This is a genomic window from Variovorax sp. W2I14, assembly GCF_050435205.1.
Lineage (GTDB): Bacteria > Pseudomonadota > Gammaproteobacteria > Burkholderiales > Burkholderiaceae_C > Variovorax > Variovorax paradoxus_C.
Window position 1 is genome coordinate 3498700 of record NZ_JBNDJX010000001.1, and the last position, 19827, is coordinate 3518526.

22 protein-coding genes are annotated in these 19827 nt (G+C 66.7%); 12 read left to right on the forward strand and 10 right to left on the reverse strand.

From position 1 onward, the window contains the following. The first annotated feature begins 10 nt into the window (after positions 1 to 10). Both QF040_RS16365 and QF040_RS16370 read left to right on the forward strand, forming a co-directional pair. The gene (locus QF040_RS16365) at positions 11 to 781 is read left to right on the forward strand and encodes an ABC transporter permease (RefSeq protein ID WP_429611944.1); all 771 of its coding nucleotides are present in this window, start codon (positions 11 to 13) and stop codon (positions 779 to 781) included. A 7-nt stretch (positions 782 to 788) separates the two neighbouring features. Then, positions 789 to 1265, forward strand: a complete 477-nt coding sequence (locus QF040_RS16370) for a nucleoside deaminase (RefSeq protein WP_429611945.1) — start codon at positions 789 to 791, stop codon at positions 1263 to 1265. A gap of 11 nt (positions 1266 to 1276) precedes the next feature. Here the strand turns inward: QF040_RS16370 and QF040_RS16375 are convergent, their stop codons facing one another. From QF040_RS16375 to QF040_RS16385, 3 genes are read right to left on the reverse strand one after another with little or no spacing between them, the layout of a single operon-like run. Next, the gene (locus QF040_RS16375; protein ID WP_013542961.1) at positions 1277 to 1498 is read right to left on the reverse strand and encodes an oxidoreductase-like domain-containing protein; all 222 of its coding nucleotides are present in this window, start codon (positions 1496 to 1498) and stop codon (positions 1277 to 1279) included. A gap of 13 nt (positions 1499 to 1511) precedes the next feature. Beyond that, positions 1512 to 2855, reverse strand: coding sequence for a sensor histidine kinase (locus QF040_RS16380; RefSeq protein WP_429611946.1), 1344 nt, complete (start codon positions 2853 to 2855; stop codon positions 1512 to 1514). A 5-nt stretch (positions 2856 to 2860) separates the two neighbouring features. Beyond that, complete coding sequence (locus tag QF040_RS16385) at positions 2861 to 3541, reverse strand: response regulator (RefSeq protein ID WP_429611947.1); 681 nt, start codon at positions 3539 to 3541, stop codon at positions 2861 to 2863. Positions 3542 to 3679: 138 nt separating this feature from the next. On the opposite strand from QF040_RS16385, the gene QF040_RS16390 reads away from it, so the two are divergent. Further along, positions 3680 to 4366 carry a phosphatase PAP2 family protein gene (locus QF040_RS16390; RefSeq protein WP_429611948.1) on the forward strand — a complete coding sequence of 229 codons (687 nt, stop codon included), beginning with the start codon at positions 3680 to 3682 and terminating at the stop codon, positions 4364 to 4366. Positions 4367 to 4479: 113 nt separating this feature from the next. Here the strand turns inward: QF040_RS16390 and lpxO are convergent, their stop codons facing one another. The 4 genes from lpxO to QF040_RS16410 all read right to left on the reverse strand — a co-directional run bounded on the left by lpxO (position 4480) and on the right by QF040_RS16410 (position 8717). Continuing rightward, positions 4480 to 5376 carry a lipid A hydroxylase LpxO gene (gene lpxO, locus QF040_RS16395; RefSeq protein WP_013542965.1) on the reverse strand — a complete coding sequence of 299 codons (897 nt, stop codon included), beginning with the start codon at positions 5374 to 5376 and terminating at the stop codon, positions 4480 to 4482. A gap of 104 nt (positions 5377 to 5480) precedes the next feature. Beyond that, the gene (locus tag QF040_RS16400; RefSeq protein ID WP_429611949.1) at positions 5481 to 6908 is read right to left on the reverse strand and encodes a sensor histidine kinase; all 1428 of its coding nucleotides are present in this window, start codon (positions 6906 to 6908) and stop codon (positions 5481 to 5483) included. Then, positions 6905 to 7588 carry a response regulator gene (locus QF040_RS16405; protein ID WP_306880741.1) on the reverse strand — a complete coding sequence of 228 codons (684 nt, stop codon included), beginning with the start codon at positions 7586 to 7588 and terminating at the stop codon, positions 6905 to 6907. Before QF040_RS16405 ends, QF040_RS16400 begins: the two co-directional genes overlap by 4 nt. Before the next feature lie 259 nt (positions 7589 to 7847). Continuing rightward, entirely contained in the window at positions 7848 to 8717 is an 870-nt protein-coding gene (locus QF040_RS16410; protein ID WP_429611950.1) for an NAD(P)-dependent oxidoreductase, read from the reverse strand. Between the two features lie 125 nt (positions 8718 to 8842). Between QF040_RS16410 and QF040_RS16415 the strand changes: the two genes are divergently transcribed. Next, positions 8843 to 9190, forward strand: a complete 348-nt coding sequence (locus QF040_RS16415) for a winged helix-turn-helix transcriptional regulator (protein WP_429611951.1) — start codon at positions 8843 to 8845, stop codon at positions 9188 to 9190. Here the strand turns inward: QF040_RS16415 and QF040_RS16420 are convergent. Together QF040_RS16420 and QF040_RS16425 are read right to left on the reverse strand one after the other, a co-directional pair. Further along, on the reverse strand, positions 9187 to 9588 hold the full coding sequence (locus QF040_RS16420; protein WP_429611952.1) for an OsmC family protein: 402 nt from the start codon (positions 9586 to 9588) through the stop codon (positions 9187 to 9189). The two genes, QF040_RS16415 and QF040_RS16420, sit on opposite strands and share 4 nt — an antisense overlap. 70 nt (positions 9589 to 9658) lie before the next feature. Then, positions 9659 to 10126: a winged helix-turn-helix transcriptional regulator gene (locus tag QF040_RS16425; protein WP_013542969.1), complete on the reverse strand. Its 468-nt coding sequence runs from the start codon at positions 10124 to 10126 to the stop codon at positions 9659 to 9661. 128 nt (positions 10127 to 10254) lie between these two features. On the opposite strand from QF040_RS16425, the gene QF040_RS16430 reads away from it, so the two are divergent. After that, positions 10255 to 11556: a D-amino acid dehydrogenase gene (locus tag QF040_RS16430; protein WP_429611953.1), complete on the forward strand. Its 1302-nt coding sequence runs from the start codon at positions 10255 to 10257 to the stop codon at positions 11554 to 11556. A gap of 24 nt (positions 11557 to 11580) precedes the next feature. Here QF040_RS16430 and QF040_RS16435 read toward each other — a convergent pair whose 3' ends face one another. Beyond that, on the reverse strand, positions 11581 to 12708 hold the full coding sequence (locus QF040_RS16435) for a Rieske 2Fe-2S domain-containing protein (RefSeq protein WP_429611954.1): 1128 nt from the start codon (positions 12706 to 12708) through the stop codon (positions 11581 to 11583). 353 nt (positions 12709 to 13061) lie between these two features. Here QF040_RS16435 and QF040_RS16440 point away from each other — a divergent pair, with 353 nt between their 5' ends. The 7 genes from QF040_RS16440 to QF040_RS16470 all read left to right on the forward strand — a co-directional run bounded on the left by QF040_RS16440 (position 13062) and on the right by QF040_RS16470 (position 19773). After that, a complete protein-coding gene (locus tag QF040_RS16440; protein WP_429611955.1) occupies positions 13062 to 14090 on the forward strand; it encodes an ABC transporter substrate-binding protein in 1029 nt (342 codons plus the stop codon). Further along, a complete protein-coding gene (locus QF040_RS16445) occupies positions 14087 to 14617 on the forward strand; it encodes a nucleoside deaminase (RefSeq protein ID WP_429611956.1) in 531 nt (176 codons plus the stop codon). Before QF040_RS16440 ends, QF040_RS16445 begins: the two co-directional genes overlap by 4 nt. A gap of 38 nt (positions 14618 to 14655) precedes the next feature. Continuing rightward, positions 14656 to 15486, forward strand: a complete 831-nt coding sequence (locus tag QF040_RS16450; protein ID WP_429611957.1) for an urease accessory protein UreD — start codon at positions 14656 to 14658, stop codon at positions 15484 to 15486. 140 nt (positions 15487 to 15626) lie between these two features. Next, positions 15627 to 17111: a DUF4331 domain-containing protein gene (locus QF040_RS16455; RefSeq protein ID WP_429611958.1), complete on the forward strand. Its 1485-nt coding sequence runs from the start codon at positions 15627 to 15629 to the stop codon at positions 17109 to 17111. A gap of 10 nt (positions 17112 to 17121) precedes the next feature. Beyond that, entirely contained in the window at positions 17122 to 17418 is a 297-nt protein-coding gene (locus QF040_RS16460; RefSeq protein WP_307503057.1) for a hypothetical protein, read from the forward strand. Between the two features lie 62 nt (positions 17419 to 17480). Beyond that, on the forward strand, positions 17481 to 18611 hold the full coding sequence (locus QF040_RS16465; RefSeq protein WP_429611959.1) for a tetratricopeptide repeat protein: 1131 nt from the start codon (positions 17481 to 17483) through the stop codon (positions 18609 to 18611). A gap of 10 nt (positions 18612 to 18621) precedes the next feature. Next, on the forward strand, positions 18622 to 19773 hold the full coding sequence (locus QF040_RS16470) for a HupE/UreJ family protein (RefSeq protein ID WP_429611960.1): 1152 nt from the start codon (positions 18622 to 18624) through the stop codon (positions 19771 to 19773). The last annotated feature ends 54 nt before the right edge of the window (positions 19774 to 19827 follow it).

The following is a 19827-nucleotide window of genomic DNA, read 5'->3' on the forward strand; positions in this document are numbered from 1 at the left end:
ACGGCGCGCCATGAAGAACACCAAGCAAATCGAACGCTGGGCGCCCTGGCTGCTGCTGGTCGCCGTCATCCTGCTGTGGCAGATCATCTGCGCGGGCTTCGAGGTCTCGGACTTCATCTTCCCGAGCCCCTGGCGCATCTGGACGCAGTTCTGGGAGTTCAAGGAAATCATCGCGGGCCATGCGTGGCGCACCTTCTGGGTCACGATGGCTGGCTTCGGCCTTGCGATCGTGGTGGGTGTGCTGATGGGCTTCGTCATCGGCAGTTCGCGCATCGCGTATGCGGCGATCTATCCGCTGATGACGGCCTTCAACGCGCTGCCCAAGGCGGCCTTCGTGCCGATCCTGGTGGTGTGGTTCGGCATCGGCGCTGGGCCGGCGATTCTCACGGCCTTCCTGATCAGCTTCTTTCCGATCATGGTCAACATCGCGACCGGCCTTGCCACGCTCGAGCCCGAGCTCGAAGACGTACTGCGCGTGCTGGGCGCCAAGCGTTGGGACGTGCTCATGAAGATCGGCCTGCCGCGCTCCATGCCCTACTTCTTCGGCTCGCTGAAGGTGGCGATCACGCTGGCCTTCGTCGGCACCACGGTGAGCGAGATGACTGCCGCCAACGAAGGCATCGGCTACCTGCTGATCTCCGCCGGCTCGGCCATGCAGATGGGCCTGGCCTTCGCGGGACTGATGGTGGTGGGCGCGATGGCGATGCTGATGTACGAACTCTTCAGCGTGATCGAGAAGCACACGACCGGCTGGGCGCACCGCGGTTCGCAAAACCAATAATGCGCGCATGAATCAGGATCAAATCATTCGCGCGCTGCGGCGTGCCGACGAAGTGGCCCGCCGCGCGATGGCGATGGGCCGCCATCCCTTCGGCGCGGTGCTCGTCGCGCCCGATGGCGAGACCATCCTCGCCGCGCAAGGCAACATCGACACGGTGAATCACGCCGAGGCCACGCTCGCGCGCCACGCCGCGCAGAACTGGCCGGCCGAGTACCTGTGGCAATGCACGCTGGTCACTACCTTCGAGCCCTGCGCGATGTGCGCAGGCACGAGCTACTGGGCGAACATCGGCCGCGTCGTCTACGGCGCCGAGGAATCGGCACTGCTCGCGCTCACCGGCGACCACCCCGAGAACCCGACGCTGAGCCTGCCCTGCCGCGAGGTGTTCGCGCGCGGACAGAAAAAGGTCGAAGTGATCGGACCGGTGCCTGAAGCGGCCGAGGAAATGATCGCCACGCACCGCGGGTTCTGGGAGACCCGCTAGGGCTTCGGGCGCTAGGCCAGCAGCAGCGAGGCCTCGTCGCGCCAGTAGTTCACCGCGGCGAGCCAGCCCTCCCACACACAGCCGTTGCAGCCGCGCCCGCAGCAGGTGGTGGGCTCCGGTGGCGGTGGGCGCATGGCGAGCCCCTGGGCATCGAGCACCGCCTGCACGCGCGCGATCAACGCCTGCGCGCTGGCGAGATTCGTGGGCTCGGGCAGCCGGTCGATGAGGTTCATGGCGACGAGATTCTCAGGCGCTGAGGTTCAGTTCGAGCCGCATCTTCGCGCCGCCCGATTCGCTCGATCCGATGGTCAGTTGCCCGCGATGCAGGCGCGCGACTTCGGCCACGAGGTGAAGCCCCAGCCCCGCACCTCGCCCACGCGGCACCAGCCGGTGAAACGGCGCCACCACGCGCTCGCGGTCCGCCTCGGGAATGCCGGGCCCTGAATCCAGCACCTCGATGCATGAAGGTTCGCACAGCCGCACCTCGATGTCGCAGCCCTGCCCGCCATGCTCGATGGCGTTCTGGATCAGGTTGCTGAGCGCGCGTTCGAGCGACGGCGCATCGCCGCGCACGGTCAGCGCCTGCGGTGCATCGACCGAGAGCGTGCAGCGGTTCTGGATCGCGAGCGGCGCGATGTCGGCCGCCACGCGCTCGCACAGCGCCTTCAGGTCCACCTGCTGCTCTTGCGGCACGAGGTGGTCGAGCCGTTGCAGGTCGAGCAACTGCTCGGCCAGCGTGGCGAGCCGCGCAGAGGCCTGCATCAGCTTCACCTTGAGCGGATCGTTCGGAAGGCCCTCCAGATGGATCTGCAGCGTGGTGATCGGGGTGCGCAGTTCGTGCGCGGCATCGGCCAGAAAGCGCTCCTGCCGGTCGTAGCCTTCGTTGAGCCGGTCGAAGGCGCGGTTGACGGCATTGACCAGCGGTCGGATTTCGCTCGCCACATTGGCCAGCGGCAGGCGCGTGGTGCGCTCGTGCACGTCGATGCCCTCTGCATGCTCGGCCGTGGCCACAACACCCTTCAGACCGCGCTTCACCACGAACGGCGTCGCCAGGATCACGCCCAGGCTCGTCAGCAGTGCCATCGGCGCCACCAGCCACAGGAAAGCGATGCCGGTTCCCTTGAGCGTGTTCTTCATCGTCAGCGGGCCGCCGGTCTGCGCCATCACGGCGATGGGGCCCGCGCGGGTCTCGACGCGCTCGAAGCGGGCCTTGGGCCGGGTGTTGTCGTCCTCGGGGTTGATGGCCACGCGTTCCACATCGCCGAACGCTTGCATGAGCGCCGCGTAGACGGGCGGCACATCGCCGCTGCGCAGCTCCGAGCCGTGCTCGTCGCGCGCAATGAACCAGAGCGGCGGATCGGCTTGCTGCAGGCCGCGCAGCTCCCGTGTCGGTTCGATGGCCAGCTGGCCATCGGCGCCGCGCATCACCGCGCGCCCGATTACCGCCACCGTCTCCTGACCGTTTTCGTCGACCACGCGCCCCAGCACCCAGGCCAGCCCGAGGAAGCCGCCCAGCACCAGCGAGCCGACCACCACCTGCAGCAGGATCAAGCTCCAGATCAGGCGCCAGCGCAGGGAGAACAGGCTCATGCCGCTCACAGCGCCGATGCCGCACAGATGAGATACCCCACGCCCCGAATCGCATGGATCTCGACCTGCGCACCGGCCTTGTCGAGCTTGGAGCGCAGGCGCGAGACGTGCGTGTCGAGCGCATTGGACTGGATGTCGTCCTTGTGGCCGTACACGCGGTCCTGCAGTGCTTCGCGCTGCACCGTGCGGCCGCGGTGCTCGAGCAGGGCTTCGAGCACCAGGAGTTCGCGTCGCGGGAGCGTGAGGCCGACCTCGCCCACATGAACCTGCCGCGTGTGATGCTCGAAGCGAAGTTGCCCGAGCGTCATCATGAGGTTGGCGCGCACCGCGGGGCGGCGCGCGAGTGCGCGCACGCGCGCCATGAGTTCGTCCATCGAGAAGGGCTTGGCCAAGTAGTCGTCGGCGCCGCCATCCAGGCTCAGCACGCGCTCGGCCACATCGGACATCGCGGTGAGCACCAGCACCGCGGCGGCAATGTCGTTCTGGCGCAGGAACGCCACGAGCGAGAGGCCGTCGCCGTCGGGCAGGCCGCGGTCGAGCACGATCACGTCGTGCTGCGCACCGAGCGCGGCCTCTTCGGCTTCACGCAGGGAGCTCGCCACATCGACCACCGCCTGGTTCTGACGCAGGGCAGACGCGAGTGCCTGCGCCAGATCGGTTTCGTCTTCGACGAGCAGGATTCTCATGAGAGGTGGGCGGTGCGAACGGATGGGCGGGACATTCTAGGAGAGGCCCCCTGCCGCGCCCTGTCGGGCTGCGCAATGTTCACGCAATGCGGCTGCATAAGCTGTGGCGCTCCCCCCTCCCCGAAAGCCGCATCGGTGATGACATCCCGCTCAAGCCCCGCAGCCCTTCCTTCCGTACCGTGGTACCTGGCACTGGGACAGCGGTTCGCGACGCTCTGGATCGTGAAGATGATCGGCACCACGCTCGGCATCTCGGGCTTCTTCTTCCTGTACTTCTGGGTGATGCACAACCCGCCGTCGACGCCGACGGTGATGCCGCTCACGCCACTCGATCACTGGGTGGACGTGAGCGACGACGCGATGCTGCTCTATGGCTCGCTGTGGTTCTACATCTCGCTCGCCCCCGCCTTCGCGAAAGACAAGGCAGAGCTGTGGGCCTGTGCGCGGGGCGCCGCAACCATGGCGGCCGTCGGTCTTGCAGTGTTCTGGTTCTTTCCGACCACGGTGCCGGTGTTCGCTGTCGATTGGTCGCAGTACCCGGCGCTGCAGTTCCTCAAGGCCACCGACGTGGGCGGCAATGCCTTCCCATCGCTGCACGTGGCCTTCGCGGTGTTCACGGCCATGCTGCTGGGCCGTCAGTTGCGCAGCGTGGATGCGCCCTCGTGGACGCAATGGTTGAACCTGCTGTGGGCCTTCGGCATCGTCTACTCGACGCTGGCGACACGGCAGCACGTGCTGCTCGACGTGGTCGGCGGCACGCTGCTGGCGGTGCTTGTCGGCTGGGCACGCACGAAGCGCAAGCGGCTGGTGCTGGCCGAGGCCTGATCCTTCGGGATTACCGAGGAACCGGCCTTGCCGACTCTCGGGTATTGCCCCCAGCAGCGGGTAGGCGAAGCGACACCAAGTGCGCGAAGACTAGGGGTGATCCCCCTTCACGACTACCAGAAGATCCAGAGCGCCAGGCCGCCGAAGATGGACCACTTCACGAGGTAGTACGCCCGCTTGTCCCAGGCCTTCAGGCGCTTGCCGATCACGCGGATCTGGTAGATGTACTTGAATGCGCGGTTGATGCCGCCCGTCTTGTCGCCCGCGTCATTGGGCGAGCTCGCAGCGGCCAGCAGGTTCTTGGCGAACCAGCGGTTCACCGCGCTGGCCCAGCGGTACTTCAGCGGGCGCTCGATGTCGCAGAACAGGATCACGCGGTCGTGATCGGTGGTGTTCTCGGCGTAGTGGATGAAGGTCTCGTCGAACACCACGGCCTCGCCGTCGCGCCAGTGGTAGCGCTGGCCGTCCACGTCGATGTAGCAGCCTTCGACGCCGGGCGTCCACAGGCCCAGGTGGTAGCGCAGCGAACCGGCGAAGGGATCGCGATGGCGCACGAGACGGCTGCCCGGCGGCAGCTCGGCGAACATGGCGGCCTTGATGGTGCCGATGCCCTTGAGCAGCTCGGTGGTGCGCGGGCACAGGATGGCGGCCGAAGGATGCGCCTCGTCGTACCACTTGAGATAGAAGCGCTTCCAGCCGCTCTTGAAGAAGGAGTTGAAGCCCACGTCGTTGAACTGGCTCGAGGCCTTGATGCTGCCGCCGTTGCGCATGGCCAGCGCCTCTTCGCGGATGACTTCCCAGTTCTCTTCGAGCACGCGCATCTCGGGAAACTGCGCGGGCGACAGGTACGGCGTGCCGGGCACCTTCGAGAAAAGGTACATGAAGACGTTCAGCGGCGCGAGGAAGGTCGAGTGATCAGAAAGCTGTCTGAAGAAACGATGCCGGACCTGCCCGCGGAAGTGAACGTAGAGCGCGCTGAGCGCGAAGATTGCAAGAATGACCCACTTCATTGGTGAAAGTGTCCTGTAGACGGCGCCGGGGGTAGCCGGGCATTGTAAATCTCCGCCCCAAAATGGACCTGACCAGGCCCTTTGGCCGTGCCCGGAGGGAGGTTTCAGAGGGAAAGCAGGGGCTGGGGCGCCTCGGCCACCGCCAGCGGCAGGCGCACCGTAGCCAGCAGGCCGCCGCCCTCGGCCTCTTCGAGCACCACTTCGCCGCTGTGCCGGTCCACCACCGATTTGACGATGGCCAGGCCCAGCCCGCTGCCGCTCTGCGTCTGGTCGGGGTTGCGGAAGAACCGGTCGAACACCCGCTCGCGCAGCGCGGGCGGAATGCCTGGGCCCTGGTCGGCCACGGTCAGCACCGCCCGGTCACCTTCGCTGGCCACTTTCACCAGCACCGTTCCGTTCGCCGGGCTGTACTTGATGGCGTTGTTGATCAGGTTGTCGATCATCGAGACCAGGCTTTCGCGCTCGCCCAGCACCGGCACGTGCCCCTCGCATTCGAGTTCCAGCTCCACGCCGCGGGCGCTGGCGAGGCCTTCGATCATGGCCAGCCGGTCTTGCACCAGCGCGTCGAGCGACAGCATGACCGGCAGGTCGCCATGCAGCACCGCATCGCTGCGCATGAGCTGCAGCAGTTGCCCCACCAGCCGCGCGGCGCGGTCGTTGCTGCGCAAGAGGTTGCCCATGAGCTCGCGCTGGCCTTCGTCGGTGCTCTGCTCCTTCAGCGCCTCGACGTTCACGCGCATGGCCGCGAGCGGCGTTCGCAGTTCGTGGGCCGCATCGGCGATCAGGCTGCGCTCGCGCGAGGTGCTGTCGCGCACGCGCTGCAAGAGGCTGTTGATGCTCTGCACCAGCGGCTGCAATTCCTTGTGGGGCGGCGTGTACGACAGCGGCGTCATGTCGGCGGGTCCGCGCTCGGAGGTTTCCTTGGTCACCTGCCGCCAGGGGCGCAGCGCGACGCGCATCGAGAGCCAAGCCGGGAAGATCAGGAACGGCAGGCTGATGACCAGCGGCAGCAGGTAGTAGCCCCGGTACGCCATGGTGACGGTAAGGCGCCAGACGCTCGGCTCGGCCAGCGTCACGCGCGTATCGGAATTGGGCGAGACGTGCGTGCGCGCACGCCATGCACGGCCCCCCGCCTCCACGGTCTCGATGCGGTTGGGCACCGTGTTGAGGATGACCGGCACGCCAGCGGTGGAGCGGTAGATCAGCCGATCCTTCTGCCAGACCTGCAGCACGGCCGCCGTGTCCGAGGCGGCGTCGCCGTCGCCCGAGGCTTCGACCAGCACCTGGTCGAAGGCGGCCAGCGTCTCCTGCTGGCGATCGGGCCGGTCGGCCAGGTTCTCCGCAATCGTCGTGATGGCGTGGAAGATCTTCTGGTACTTCAAGAGCTCAGGGTCTTCGTAGGAGTCGTAGAGCAGGAGCGCGATGGCCATGGTCCACAACAGCGCCACCACGACCATCTGCGCGAGCAGCAGGCGCCGCATCAGCGAAGGCTGCTTCCACTTCCTCCAGCGCAGCGCCAGCGCCTGCATCATCTGGGCGTGCTCCGCACCAGCGACTGCACATCGATCACGTAGCCGATGCCGCGCACCGTGCGGATGTAGCCCTGCCCGATCTTCTTGCGCAGGTTCGAGATGTGCACCTCCAGCGAGTTGCTGCCGTTGGCCTGGCCGCCGGGCAACACCTGCTCTTCCATCACGCGGCGCGTGACCACGCGGCCGGTACGCTTGAGCAGGAGCGCGAGCAGGTCGAACTCGCAGCGCGACAACTCGACCGGCTCGCCATCGACGATCACGCCGCGCGTGGGCTCGTGCAGCGCGAGGCCGCGCATGCGGATGGTCTCGTCGTTGAAGCCGTAGCTGCGGCGCGCCAATGCCCGCACGCGCGACAGCAGCTCGGCCAGCGCGAAGGGCTTGACGAGGTAGTCGTCCGCGCCGTCGTCCAGGCTCCGCAGGCGGTCGTCGAGCGCATCGCGCGCACTCAGCACGAGCACCGGCAATATCTGCCGGTCGCGGCGCAGGCGGAACAAGAGGTCGAGTCCGTCGCCGTCGGGCAGGCCGAGGTCCAGCAGCACCATGTCGAAGGTGCCGCCAGCGAGGGTGCGCAAGGCGTCGTCGAGGCGACGGACCCACACGACGTCCATGCCTTGGTTGGCCAGCGCGATGCGCACGCCGTTGCCGAGATCGAGATCGTCCTCAACAAGCAGAAGGTTCATGGGGTGTGCAGGGCGGAGTCGCCCATTGGCCGGAATGGGGCGAAGTATCTGCCAAGCCCCACGCGGGGACTTCAGGAAACCTTCATGAAGAACGCAGGTGCTCTTCAGACGCGAAAACCACACTGGAACGCGCTCATCCGGAAAGCGCATCGACGTGAACAGCCCTCCTTCCTCGTTGACCCCACCGCTTTGGTTTCAACCCCGGCGCCGGCACGAACTTCGTGCCATGTGACGTGGGCATGACGCGCATGCGTGCTGGTCAGCGCAGCAGCTTGATCAGCGCTGCGATTTCCTCGCCGCCGAGCCCCGCCGCATCCGCGCGCCTGAAGAGGCCCGCGGCAAACGCCGGGAACTCGGTGTTGATGCCCGCCTCCTGCGCCGTCTGCCATATGCGCTGTGTCGCCTCGACCGAGATGCGCATCGGGCTCTGCGAGATCTTGAAGTCGCCCGACTGGATCACGGCGCCTTCATGCTGAAGGAAGCCGGCGAAGGTCGGCATGATCCCGGCGACGATGCGGCCGTATTCGGCCACGTCGAAGCCTTCGTGCTCGGCGATGCGCGCGCCATGCATGAAGCCGAGCAGCGTGCCGTAGATGGTGGAGAGCGTTGCAAGGTCCATCGCTGCGGCGGCGCTGGCCTTCTCGCCCAGGTACACGGTGCCGCCGCCCAGCACTTTCAGGAGCGGCTGCGCTGCGCGGAAAACAGCCTCCGCACCGGACATGAGGATCGGCGTGTCGGGCTGGCCCATCTGGTCCGGCGCGGCCTGGATGGCGCCTTCGAGGTAAGTGGCGCCGTGCCGGTGCGCCCACACCTCGGCATCGCGCGCATCGCTGGGGCTGCCGGTGGTGAGTTGAACCAGCAGGCGGCCGTCCATCGCGGCCGCAACGCCTTCCATCGCGAGGATGGCCTCGACAGCCCGGTAGTCGTAGACGCACATCACCGCGACCTTGGCGGCACGCACCGCCTCGGCCGCGCTGCGGGCAAGCACGGCGCCCTTCGCGACCAGCGCATCGGCCTTGTCAGCCGTGCGGTTCCACACCGTGACCTTGTAGCCCTGCGCGAGATAAAGCCGCGCGATGGTGATGCCCATCGAACCGAGGCCGAGAACCGAAACTTCCTTGTTGCTCATGGCGATTCCAATGCAGATATTGCACGCTTGTGATGACGGGTGCATCGTAGGAATTCCACTTGCAAACGGTCAAGTACCTACCATAAAGTGCGGTACTTACCAAAACGCATGTATTGGATCGAGGCATGAAGGCAATGAAGCCCTACAACTGCGGCATCGGGCCCGCATTCGAAGTCATCGGCGGCAAGTGGAAAGCCGTCATCCTGTGGGAGCTGCATGTGCAGCCGCGCCGCTTCGGCGAGCTGAAGCGATTGCTGCCGGACATCAGCGAGAAGATGCTGATCCAGCAACTGCGCGAGCTGGAGACCGATGGTCTGGTCAACCGCGAGGCCTTTCATGAAGTGCCACCGCGCGTCGAATACTCGGAAACGAAGCTGGGCGCCACGCTCAATGCGGCGCTCGGGCCGCTGGCCGATTGGGGAGATCGCTATGCGAAGCGCGTGGAGGCCGCGCGCAAAAAATCCGAAGGCTAGTCGGCCCAGCCGGTCTCGATCTCGGTCTTCACCTCGGTCATGAGCTTGTGCACCGGGCACTTGCCCGCCACGCGCAGCAACTCGTCGCGCTGCGCTTCGGTCAGATCGCCGGTCAGGCGCAGGCCCGACTTCAGCCGATAGACGCCCTTACGCTCCTCGCTGTCGTCACGATCGACCACCACCTCGATGTCTTCCACCGGAATGCCCTTGCGGCGCGCGTAGATCAGCACCGTGAGCGCCTTGCAGGCAGCAAGCGAAGCGTCGTACAGGTCGTGTGGCTCGGGGCCGGCATCGGCGCCGCCGCCGGCCGGCGAAGCATCGACCGGGATCTCGTGGTTGCGGATCTTGAGGATGTGGCGCGTGCCGGTGGTGCCGTCGCGGCGGATCGAAATGCTCATGCCGGTTTCCTTGGGGATGAAAAGAGATTCGTTGGCGCGACCGGATGGTAGTCGCGGCGATCCGTAGTCGTCAGCGGTCCACTGCGAGCACCAGCGTTTCCTTGATCTCTTCCATCACCACATAGCTGTGCGACTCGGCCGCGACCGGCAGCTTCTTGAGGATGTCGCCCAAGAGGTGCCGGTATTCGCTCATGCCGCTCAGGCGCGCCTTCACGAGGTAGTCGAAGCTGCCCGAGACGAGGTGGCATTCGAGCACCTCGGGCATGTGCAGCAGCTCCTGCTTGACCTTGTCGAACACATCGCCCGACTTGGCCGAGAGCTTGATCTCCACGAACACCAGCAGCGTCTTGCCCAGCGCCTCCGGCGACACGCGCGCGTGGTAACCGGTGATGACGCCGTCGCGCTCCATGCGCTTGACGCGCTCGGCGCAAGGCGAGGCCGAGAGGCCGATGTGCTCGGCCAATTCAGTCATCGAAACACGGCCCTGGCGCTGCAGCAGGTCGAGGATCTTGCGGTCGATTCGGTCGAGTTCCGGCATTTCACTCCTCGGGCTGCGTTGGGGGATTTTCGGCAGCGAATTTCACCGCGAAACCCTGAAAAACAATGGAAGCCACTGCATTGTGCACTTTAGATTCCATGTATTCCATCTGAATCAGCGGATACACCATGAAAGTCATCGTTCTGGGCGGCGGCGTGATCGGCACCACCACGGCTTACTACCTCGCGCGCTCCGGCGCCGACGTGACACTGCTCGACCGGCAGTCCGGCCCCGCGGAAGAAACCAGCTTCGGCAACGCCGGGCAGGTGTCGCCGGGCTACTCCACGCCGTGGGCCGCGCCGGGCATTCCGCTGAAGGCAATCAAGTGGATGTTCAAGAAGCACGCGCCGCTGTCGATCCGCCCTGACGGCACGCTGTTCCAATTGCGATGGATGGCGGCGATGCTGCGCAACTGCTCGCCCGAGCGCTACGCGGTCAACAAGGAACGCATGATGCGCGTGGCCGAATACAGCCGCGGCTGCCTGCAGCAGTTGCGCGCCGACACCGGCCTGCAGTACGAACACCGCACCGGCGGCACGTTGCAGCTGTTCCGCACGCAGGCGCAGCTCGATGCGGTGCAGCGTGACATCGCGGTGCTCGAGGAATGCGGCGTGCCTTATGAACTGCTCGATCGCGACGCCCTCGCCCGCATCGAGCCCGCGCTGGCCGGCGCGCGCGATCGCCTCACCGGCGGCCTGCGCCTGCCCAACGACGAAACCGGCGACTGCCACCTCTTCACCCGCGGCCTCGCCGACATCGCGCGCGGCCTGGGCGTGGACTTCCGTTTCGGCCAATCCATCGACGGCCTCGAAACGGACGGCGGCCGCATCACGGGCGTGCGCACCACCACCGGCAAGATCTTGACGGCCGATCGCTACGTGATGGCCTTCGGCAGCTACTCGCGTGCGGCCATCGCCTCACTGGGCCTCGACATTCCCGTGTACCCCGTCAAGGGCTACTCGCTCACCGTGCCGCTTCTCGACGAATCGCTCGCGCCGCAATCGACCGTGCTCGACGAGACCTACAAGGTCGCGGTCACGCGCTTCGACAACCGCATCCGCGTCGGCGGCATGGCCGAGCTCGGCGGTTTCGACCTGCGCCTGAACCCGGCCCGCCGCGCCACGCTGGAGAAGGTGGTGAGCGACCTGTTCCCCGGCGGCGACCTGCCGCGCGCCACCTTCTGGACGGGCTTGCGTCCGATGACGCCCGACAGCACGCCCATCGTCGGCGCCACGCGCTATGCGAACCTGTTCCTCAACACCGGCCACGGCACCCTGGGCTGGACCATGGCCTGCGGCTCGGGCAAGCTCATCTCGGACATGGTGATGGGCCAGCAGCCGGACATCCGCACCGACGGGCTCGGCATGGACCGCTACGAACAGGCGCCATCGCGCGGCGCGCGCCCGAGCCCCGTCACTGCAACGGCCTGAGTAGCGCACCGCCCCCGAAACCGTTCACGCTGAGCTTGTCGAACCGCTGCGCGAGGCTTCGACAAGCTCTGCCCGAACGGGGGTGGTAATGACTCGGCGCGCAGCATTCCCGCGGTGCACTTCCGCCTCCCCATGCTTCGCAAGCAGCTGCATCAGGTGCTTGCGGATCAGCATGCCGGGCCGGTCCGACTCCATCGAATACTCGACACCGCGCCGCCGCGTGTCGACCAGCGCATCGGGGTCGGTCGATTCGAGGATGTCCTTGTCCTCGCGCGTGATCTCCGCGTCGAAATCGATCAGCATCTGCGCCGCGCAGTCGGCCTCGGTGTCGTTGCGGAACAGCCACTGGCACAGCTGCATGCGCCCGTCGTCGATGGGCGTGAAGCAATTGATGATGATGTGCCGCACGCCGCTCGGGTACTCGATGTCGAGGCGGCGCGAGAACGGCAGGAAATAGGCGTTGCGCATGTGGCGCGTGGTGATCGCATCGGTCACGCCGCTGATCGCGTGGAACTTCACCGGATTGCTCGCCTCGATGACCGTCTCCGCGTAGAAGCCTGATTCGTTTTCCACCAGCTCGTACTTGCTCGGCTTCGGGCTCGCGGCCACGCCGAAGGTGGCGCGGTGCACGAAGCTGAAGTGCGAGTTGTCGAAAGAGTTTTCGAGCGCGCGCATCGGGCTCGTCTGCCACTCTTCATGGAACTGGAAGATCGTGCGGTAGGCCGGGTCGGTGAACTCCGGAATCTCGGGGATGTCGGCGATGGGCTCTTCAAGTGCCACCCATGCATAGCCGTAGCGCGCGGTGCAGCGATAAGCCGTCGTGCGGTACTCGGGCGATATCTTGCGGTCGGCCTCGTACTGCGGAATGCGGATGACCTGGCCGCTGCGGTCGTAGGTCCAGCCGTGGTAGCCGCATTGGATGGCGCCTTGTCCGCAGGCCTTGCCCTGGCCATCGACGCACCAGCCCTTCGAGAGCTTCGCCGTGCGGTGGCAGCAGCGATCGCGCAGCGCGGCCGGCTCGCCGCTGGCGTCGATGAAGAGAACGATGTCTTCGCCCAGCAGCCTGAAAGGCTTGGGGCCATCGGCCAGTTCGGTGAGCGGCATGACGGCATGCCAGAACTTGCGGAAGACGGGTTGTTGGGTAACGAGCATGCGTGGACTCCTTCTGTTGTTGCGCGTGGGTACGAACGAACCTGAAAGAGCAATTTCCTGCCTGGATGCTGCGTGGGGCATCGCGCGGCTGAACGCTTCTACTCTGCGCAACCTGCCTTGCAAATTGCGCGCCCGGATTGTGCGCGCAGCCCGGCCGATGCGCCAAGCCACGACGACAAAGCCCGAGAAAAACCCCTTGGCATGCGTCGTGCAACAGCGATGGCAAGAGTAGAAGCGTTCAGCAGCGCACGCACCATGAACGTGCGCCCGCCCGGAAATTGCTCTTGAAGCGCCTTCTGCTTTGTTCTTGCAGCGGAAGGTTTTTTCAAGACCCGAAGATTCCGAGGCCCCACATGCAACGTCGATTCTTTCTAGCGGCCAGTGCCGCGACCCTTGCCGTTCCGTCCGTCATGGCCCAAGGCACCGGCAAGCTCACCCCGATCAAGTTCACGCTCGACTTCCGCATCAACGGCCAGACCGCGCCGTTCTTCCTCGCGCATACCAAGGGCTACTACAGGGACGAAGGGCTCGACGTGAGCATCGACACCGGCGCCGGATCGGTCGCCTCGATCACCCGCATCGCGAGCGGCGTCTACCAGATGGGCCTGGGCGACATCAGCTCGCTGGTCGAGTTCAATGCCCAGAACCCCGGCACACCGATGGTGCAGGCCGTGTACCAGTACTACAACCGCGCACCGTTCGTGATCATCGGCCGCAAGGACCGCGGCGTGACCGGCGAGTTCAAGAGCCTGCAGGGCAAGAAGGTGGCGGCCGCGGCGGTCGAATCGACCCGCCGCGCCTGGCCGATGGTCGCGCGCAAGCAGGGCATGCGTGCCGACGCCTTCCAGTGGCAGACCACCGACTTCAGCGCGCGTGACAACGTGATGGTGCGCGGCGATGTCGATGCCGCCACCTACTTCCACGACTCGGCGATCTCGCTCTTCGCGCGCATGAAGCCCGAGGAACTCTCGGTGCTCAAGTACGCGGACGCGGGCGTCAACCTGTACGGCAACGCGATCCTTGCGAGCAGCAATCTCGTCGCGCAGAACCCGAAGGTCGTCGCCGCCTTCCTGCGCGCGACCAACCGCGCCATCGTCGAGACCTTTGCCAACCCGGCGCCCAGCATCGCCGCCATGCGCCAGCGCGAGCCCATCCTCGACGAGAAGATCGAACTTGAACGCTGGAGCGTCACGGCGCAATATGTGGGCGCGGCGGACACGCGCGGCCACGGCCTCGGCGACATCCGAAAGCTCACGCTCGAGCAGCAGGTCGACGAGGTGGCCGACGTCTTCGGACTCAAGGTCAAGCCCGCGGCCGACGCCATCTTCAACACCTCGATGCTCCCATCACGCAACGAACGCATGATTTCCACCAAGGCATGAACTTCAGCAACACAAACAACACGACCTCGCTCCCCGAAGAAACCGCGCTCGACGAGCGCGACGGGCGGTACCTGCGCAAGGCCATCGGCTGGTCGCACCTTGCGCGCCGCCAGGGCAACCGCCCCTTCGGGTCGGTCATCGTCTCCGCCGACGGCGAGGTGCTGGCCGAGGCCTACAACAACACGGGCGAGACGGGCGACTGCACCGGCCACGCCGAGACCAACGCGATCCGCGCGCTGGCCGGCCGCGGCATCTCGCGCGACACGCTCGCGAGCGCCACCCTCTATGCCTCGGGCGAGCCCTGCGTGATGTGCGCGGGCGCGATCTTCTGGTCGAACATCGGCCGCGTGGTGTTCGGCATCGACGCCGAACGCCTGCGCGTGTTCCGCGGGGAGCGCCAGGATCAGCGCGATGCGGAGCTCTCGTGCCGCGACGTGTTCCGCGCATCGCCGCACCCGATCGAGTGCATCGGGCCGGCGCTGCTGGACGAATCCGCCGCGGCACACGACGGGGCCTGGAAAGTCTGAGCGGCGAGAGCGGCGTCATGGCTCGATAGACTCGGCGCATGCCCTGGCACGCCCGTCTCCACCTCGACTACCAACAAGAATCCGACCGCACCGTCGCCCGTTTCCGTCACGACGGGCCGCTGCGCATCCTGCAGAGCCTGTACCCCGAAGGCGATGCGATCTGCCACAACGTGCTGGTGCATCCGCCGGGTGGCTTGGTCGGGGGGGACACGCTCGACATCGACATCGAAGGGGCGGATGGCAGCCACGGGCTGATCACCACGCCGGGGGCCTCGCGCTTCTATCGCTCCGAAGGCGAGCTTGCGTTGCAACGCACGCGCATTCGACTGGCCAGGGGCGCGCGGCTCGAATGGCTGCCACTGGAAGCCATTTGCTACAGCGGATGCCAGGCGGAGAACCGGCTGACGATCGAGGTCGAGCCGGGTGCCGAGATGATCGGATGGGATGTGACGGCGCTTGGGTTGCCGAATGCGAACCAGCCGTTCGAGCGGGGCAGCTACTTGCAGCACATCGAAGTGCCTGGGGTGTGGCTGGAGCGTGGGCGCATCGATGCGGCGGATCAACGGTTGCTGCAGAGTCCGCTGGGTTTTGGCGGGCACAAGTGCATTGCATCGCTGTTCTTCGTGTCGGGCTCGCCGGCGACACGGGCGCGGCGCGAAACGCTGCTGGCGCATGCGCGCAGATTGCTTGAAGCGCATGAGCTGTTCGACAGCGCTGGCGCGACCAGCCCGCATGCGGAAGTTGTTGTGCTGCGTGTGCTGGCGCCTGTGGTGGAGCCTGCGATGCAGTTGCTGCGGGAGATTTGGCAGGCTTGGCGGGCCGAGTTGTGGCAGTTGCCAGCAGCCACGCCCCGGATCTGGTCGACCTGAGGGCAGCATCGCCGGGCGTATGACGCCATGCCCGTTTCGTATGAAATTCACGGGCGGCTGTCCGACAAACCGTTCAGCCATTGCCTCCGTATTGGAGTTGGACTCCTTCCAACAACCGACTCCTACCGAGGGTGACAGCAATGAATTTCGTTCGAATTCCCCTGCATGCCTGCGTTCTCGCGGCCTGCACGATGACGGCATCCGGCGCTTTTGCCTCCAGCCACCGCGAGGCGCCATCGATCGCCGGCACGCCGAAGGTGGACGCCACCGACTTCTACATGTTCCGCAGCTACGAGACGGGTCGCCAGGACTACGTCACCCTCATCGCGAACTACCAGCCCGACCAGAGTCCGTACGGCGGCCCGAACTACTTCGCGATGGACCCGAACGCGCTCTACGAGATCCACCTGGACACTGACGGCGATGCGGTCGAGAACATCACCTTCCAGTTCCGCTTCAAGAACACGCTGCGGGACATCCAGCTGCCGATCGCCGGCAAGCAGGTCTCCATTCCGCTGGTGCAGGCCGGCGGCATCACGGGCCCGAACCAGGCGACCAGCAACCTGCGCGAGACCTTCACGCTGAACATCGTGCGCGGGGACCGCCGCACCGGCACCAGCGAGGCCGTCACCGCGGCCGGTGGCGTCAAGGAATTCGACAAGCCGACCGACAACATCGGCGACAAGACCTTCGGCGGCCCCACGGGCTATGCCGCCTATGCGGCCCAGCATCTCTACAACGTCAACATCCCGGGCTGCGCGGCACCGGGCCGCGTGTTCGTCGGGCAGCGCAAGGACCCGTTCAGCGTGGCCCTGGGCCAGGTCTTCGACCTGATCAACCTGAACCCGCTCGGTACGCCGAACGGCAACCCCGACGCACTCGCCGGCAAGAACGTCACCACCATGGCGCTCGAAGTGCCCATCGCCTGCGTCACCACCGCCGGCAAGCCGATCATCGGCGGCTGGACCACCGCAAGCGTGCGCCAGGGCCAGCTCGTCGCGAGCCCGCCCAAGCGTGGCCACGGCACCACCACGCTGGCCGGCGGCGCATGGGCGCAGGTCTCGCGCCTGGGCATGCCCCTGGTCAACGAGGTCGTCATCGGCCTGAAGGACAAGGACCGCTTCAACAGCTCCAAGCCGAAGGACGACGGGCAGTTCGCCGACTACGTGACCAATCCGACGCTGCCCGCGCTTGTGCAAACGCTGTTCCCCTCGGCACCGGCGCCGACGAACTTCCCGCGCACCGACCTCGTGGCCGCGTTCCTGACAGGCGTGGAGGGCGTCAACAAGCCCGCGAATGTGACCGCCTCGGAAATGCTCCGGCTGAACACCGGCATCGCGCCGACACCCAAGGCAGGCCAGAACAACCTGGGCGTCCTGGGCGGCGACACGGCCGGCTTCCCGAACGGCCGTCGCCCGGGCGACGACGTTGTCGATGCGGAACTGCGTGTGGCCATGGGCGTGCTGTGCGTGGCCACCGGCGCCACCGACACGCTGAAGGTCGGCTGCAAGCCGTCCGACGCGCCCGCGGGCTCGGCGGCGATCACCGACGGCGCGATGCAGAGCGCGGCGCAGTTCCCGGAAACCTTCCCCTACCTGAACACGCCGCTGCCTGGCGCTCAATAAAGAGAACGTCATGACGAAGAACAAGTTCTATCGCGTCGCCGGCCCGCTCCTGGTCGCCGCGATCCTCGCGGGTTGCGGTGGTGGTGGCGGCGGCGGCGGGGGTTTCAGCTTCTATCCGTTCCCGCCCGCCGGAGGGGGACAGCCGCCGACGACGCCACCGCCGCAAGCGGATGCATACGACACCTTCATCGCCTACGTCAAGGCACTGGTGACCGGCGGCGGACTCGACACGGCCGAGGCCGCGGACGTGGCGATGTTCGATCCGCCGCCGACCTCTGAAACCAAGGACCCTGTCTCCACCGAGTGACGGCGATGCGCCGGCGCCTGTCCGCGCGGTACGCATTGCAGGCATGCGCCGCAGCCCTCTGGATGGCTGCGGCGACAACCTGCGTCGGCGCCGCACCCCGCGTTCCCACCGACGACAACGAAGTCGTGGAATCGCTGCCCTCCGTCGCCGGATGGTCGCGCGAAGCGCGCACGCTGCGCCGCGAACTCCAGCAACGGCCCACGGACGTGACAGTGGCCGTCACCGCGGCCACCCGCTACCTTGAACTCGCGCGCTCGCAGGGCGACGCGCGCTACGCGGGCCATGCCATGGGCGCCCTCGCCCACTGGGCCGCCCTGCCGCCCCGAGAGACGCCACCGGCCGTGCTGGTGATGCGCGCCACCATCGCGCAGTTCCTGCACGACTTCGACGGCGCAGAGGCCCTGCTGAAGACCGCGCTCACCCGGCAACCGTCCAACGCTCAGGCCTGGATCACGCTGGCCACCATCTATCGCGTGCGCGGCCGCTACAACGAATCGGACGCGGCCTGCCGCGCGCTCGGCCGGGTCGGGCCGGCACTTTACGGCCTCGCGTGCATGGCGGAGAACGCCGGGTTGCGGGGCAACCATGACGAGGCGCGAGGCACCTTGAAGAAGCTGCTGGACGACCCGCAGCTCCAGGCCCGCGAGCAGGCCGGCACGCGCCAGTGGCTGCTCACGAGCCTGGCCGAAATCGAGGAGCTCGCCGGCCGCCCCGCCGAGGCCGACGCCACCTATCGCCGCGCGTTGCAGGTCGAGCGCTCGGGCTATCTGCTGCTCGCCTACAGCGACTACCTGCAGCGCGCCGGCCGGCCCAAGGAGATCCCCCCGCTGCTGGAGACGGAAGCACGCAGCGATGCAGTGCTGCTGCGCATGGCCATCGCCGCGCGCGGCCTCGAGGGCGCGCGCGCGGACGCGGACGAACTCAAGGCCCGCTTCGGCGCGGCCGCCGAGCGGCCCGGCACCACCGCGGTTCATGCGCGCGAGGAAGCGATGTTCGCGCTCGACGTCGAAGGCAATGCAAAGCGCGCGCTCGACCTCGCCAGGCTCAACGTGAAGCTGCAACGCGAACCCATCGACCTGCTGCTGTTCGCCCGCGCCGCCGTCGCGGCGAAGGACGAGCCGGCGCGCGCCGAAGTCAAGGCCCTGGTGCAGCAGATCGGCTTGCGCGATGCACGTGTCGATGCGCTGCTTTGAACGCCATGCCATGACCTCGCGCATCTTTCGCTCCTTGCCGGTCTCGCTGTTTTTCTGGATGCTCGCCTTGCTCGTGCTGCCGGCGCATGCGCACAAGGCCAGCGACGCCTACCTTCAGCTCTCGCGCGACGGCGACCGCATCGACCTGCGCTGGGACATCGCGCTGCGCGACCTCGATGCAGTGCTGGACCTGGACGCCAATGCCGACCAGAAACTTTCCTGGGGCGAAGTACGCACCCGCCTGGACGACATCAAGGCCTTTGCGCTGGGGCGGCTGCGGCTTCAGGGTGGCCAATGCGCGCCTGCCGAAACCCAGGCGCCCGCCATCGAGAACCGCATCGACGGCGCCTACCTCGTGCTGCAGATGCGCGCACCGTGCGGCGCGGCCGATGCACTGTCCATCGAGTACCGTCTCTTCCAGGACGTGGACCCGACGCACCGCGGCCTGCTGCGCGCGGAAACCAGAGGCGCCGCCGCGCCGCTGCTGCGCTCGCTGGACCCATCGGCCGGCGTCGTCTCCATCGGATGGGCTGACACCCAAGGTGCCGCACCTCCGGCCAGCTTCTTTCGCGACGGCATCCACCACATCCTGATCGGCTACGACCACATCCTGTTTCTGATCTGCCTCCTGCTGCCCGCCGTGCTCAAGCGTCAGGGCGGCGGCTGGACACCCGTGCGCGCATGGAAGGACGCCGCATTGCCGATGCTCGGCATCGTGACGATGTTCACCATCGCGCACTCGATCACGCTGGCGCTCGCGGGGCTGAAGATCGTGACGATCTCGCCGCGCATCATCGAGCCCGCGATCGCGCTCACCATCATCGTGGCGGCGCTCGACAACATCTGGCCCGTGCTGCGCGGGCGCCGCAAGCTCTTCAGCTTCCTGTTCGGCCTGATCCATGGCTTCGGCTTCGCGGGCGCCCTGGGCGAGCTTGAACTGCCGACGCGGCAGTTCGTGCTCGCGCTGTTTCAGTTCAACCTGGGGGTGGAAGCCGGCCAGTTGGCGGTGGTGGTCGTGGCGCTCGTCGTGCTCCTGGGGTTGCGCAACTGGCGGCGGTATCCGCCACTGGTGCTGCACGGCGGTTCGGTCGCCGCGGTGGCCCTCGCCACGGTGTGGCTGTGCGAACGCGTGCTCGACGTGAAGGTGCTGCCGTTCTCCTGAAAAGAGCAAAGATGAGAAAGGGAAAGGAAGGCACGCGCGCTGAATCCGGCAGAT

Excerpts from the sequence above, each read along its gene's own strand:
- QF040_RS16365 (WP_429611944.1), top strand. The coding sequence starts at position 11 with ATGAAGAACACCAAGCAAATCGAACGCTGGGCGCCCTGGCTGCTGCTG.
- QF040_RS16370 (WP_429611945.1), top strand. The coding sequence starts at position 789 with ATGAATCAGGATCAAATCATTCGCGCGCTGCGGCGTGCCGACGAAGTG.
- QF040_RS16375 (WP_013542961.1), bottom strand. The coding sequence starts at position 1,498 with ATGAACCTCATCGACCGGCTGCCCGAGCCCACGAATCTCGCCAGCGCG.
- QF040_RS16380 (WP_429611946.1), bottom strand. The coding sequence starts at position 2,855 with ATGAGCCTGTTCTCCCTGCGCTGGCGCCTGATCTGGAGCTTGATCCTG.
- QF040_RS16385 (WP_429611947.1), bottom strand. The coding sequence starts at position 3,541 with ATGAGAATCCTGCTCGTCGAAGACGAAACCGATCTGGCGCAGGCACTC.
- QF040_RS16390 (WP_429611948.1), top strand. The coding sequence starts at position 3,680 with ATGACATCCCGCTCAAGCCCCGCAGCCCTTCCTTCCGTACCGTGGTAC.
- lpxO (WP_013542965.1), bottom strand. The coding sequence starts at position 5,376 with ATGAAGTGGGTCATTCTTGCAATCTTCGCGCTCAGCGCGCTCTACGTT.
- QF040_RS16400 (WP_429611949.1), bottom strand. The coding sequence starts at position 6,908 with ATGATGCAGGCGCTGGCGCTGCGCTGGAGGAAGTGGAAGCAGCCTTCG.
- QF040_RS16405 (WP_306880741.1), bottom strand. The coding sequence starts at position 7,588 with ATGAACCTTCTGCTTGTTGAGGACGATCTCGATCTCGGCAACGGCGTG.
- QF040_RS16410 (WP_429611950.1), bottom strand. The coding sequence starts at position 8,717 with ATGAGCAACAAGGAAGTTTCGGTTCTCGGCCTCGGTTCGATGGGCATC.
- QF040_RS16415 (WP_429611951.1), top strand. The coding sequence starts at position 8,843 with ATGAAGGCAATGAAGCCCTACAACTGCGGCATCGGGCCCGCATTCGAA.
- QF040_RS16420 (WP_429611952.1), bottom strand. The coding sequence starts at position 9,588 with ATGAGCATTTCGATCCGCCGCGACGGCACCACCGGCACGCGCCACATC.
- QF040_RS16425 (WP_013542969.1), bottom strand. The coding sequence starts at position 10,126 with ATGCCGGAACTCGACCGAATCGACCGCAAGATCCTCGACCTGCTGCAG.
- QF040_RS16430 (WP_429611953.1), top strand. The coding sequence starts at position 10,255 with ATGAAAGTCATCGTTCTGGGCGGCGGCGTGATCGGCACCACCACGGCT.
- QF040_RS16435 (WP_429611954.1), bottom strand. The coding sequence starts at position 12,708 with ATGCTCGTTACCCAACAACCCGTCTTCCGCAAGTTCTGGCATGCCGTC.
- QF040_RS16440 (WP_429611955.1), top strand. The coding sequence starts at position 13,062 with ATGCAACGTCGATTCTTTCTAGCGGCCAGTGCCGCGACCCTTGCCGTT.
- QF040_RS16445 (WP_429611956.1), top strand. The coding sequence starts at position 14,087 with ATGAACTTCAGCAACACAAACAACACGACCTCGCTCCCCGAAGAAACC.
- QF040_RS16450 (WP_429611957.1), top strand. The coding sequence starts at position 14,656 with ATGCCCTGGCACGCCCGTCTCCACCTCGACTACCAACAAGAATCCGAC.
- QF040_RS16455 (WP_429611958.1), top strand. The coding sequence starts at position 15,627 with ATGAATTTCGTTCGAATTCCCCTGCATGCCTGCGTTCTCGCGGCCTGC.
- QF040_RS16460 (WP_307503057.1), top strand. The coding sequence starts at position 17,122 with ATGACGAAGAACAAGTTCTATCGCGTCGCCGGCCCGCTCCTGGTCGCC.
- QF040_RS16465 (WP_429611959.1), top strand. The coding sequence starts at position 17,481 with ATGGCTGCGGCGACAACCTGCGTCGGCGCCGCACCCCGCGTTCCCACC.
- QF040_RS16470 (WP_429611960.1), top strand. The coding sequence starts at position 18,622 with ATGACCTCGCGCATCTTTCGCTCCTTGCCGGTCTCGCTGTTTTTCTGG.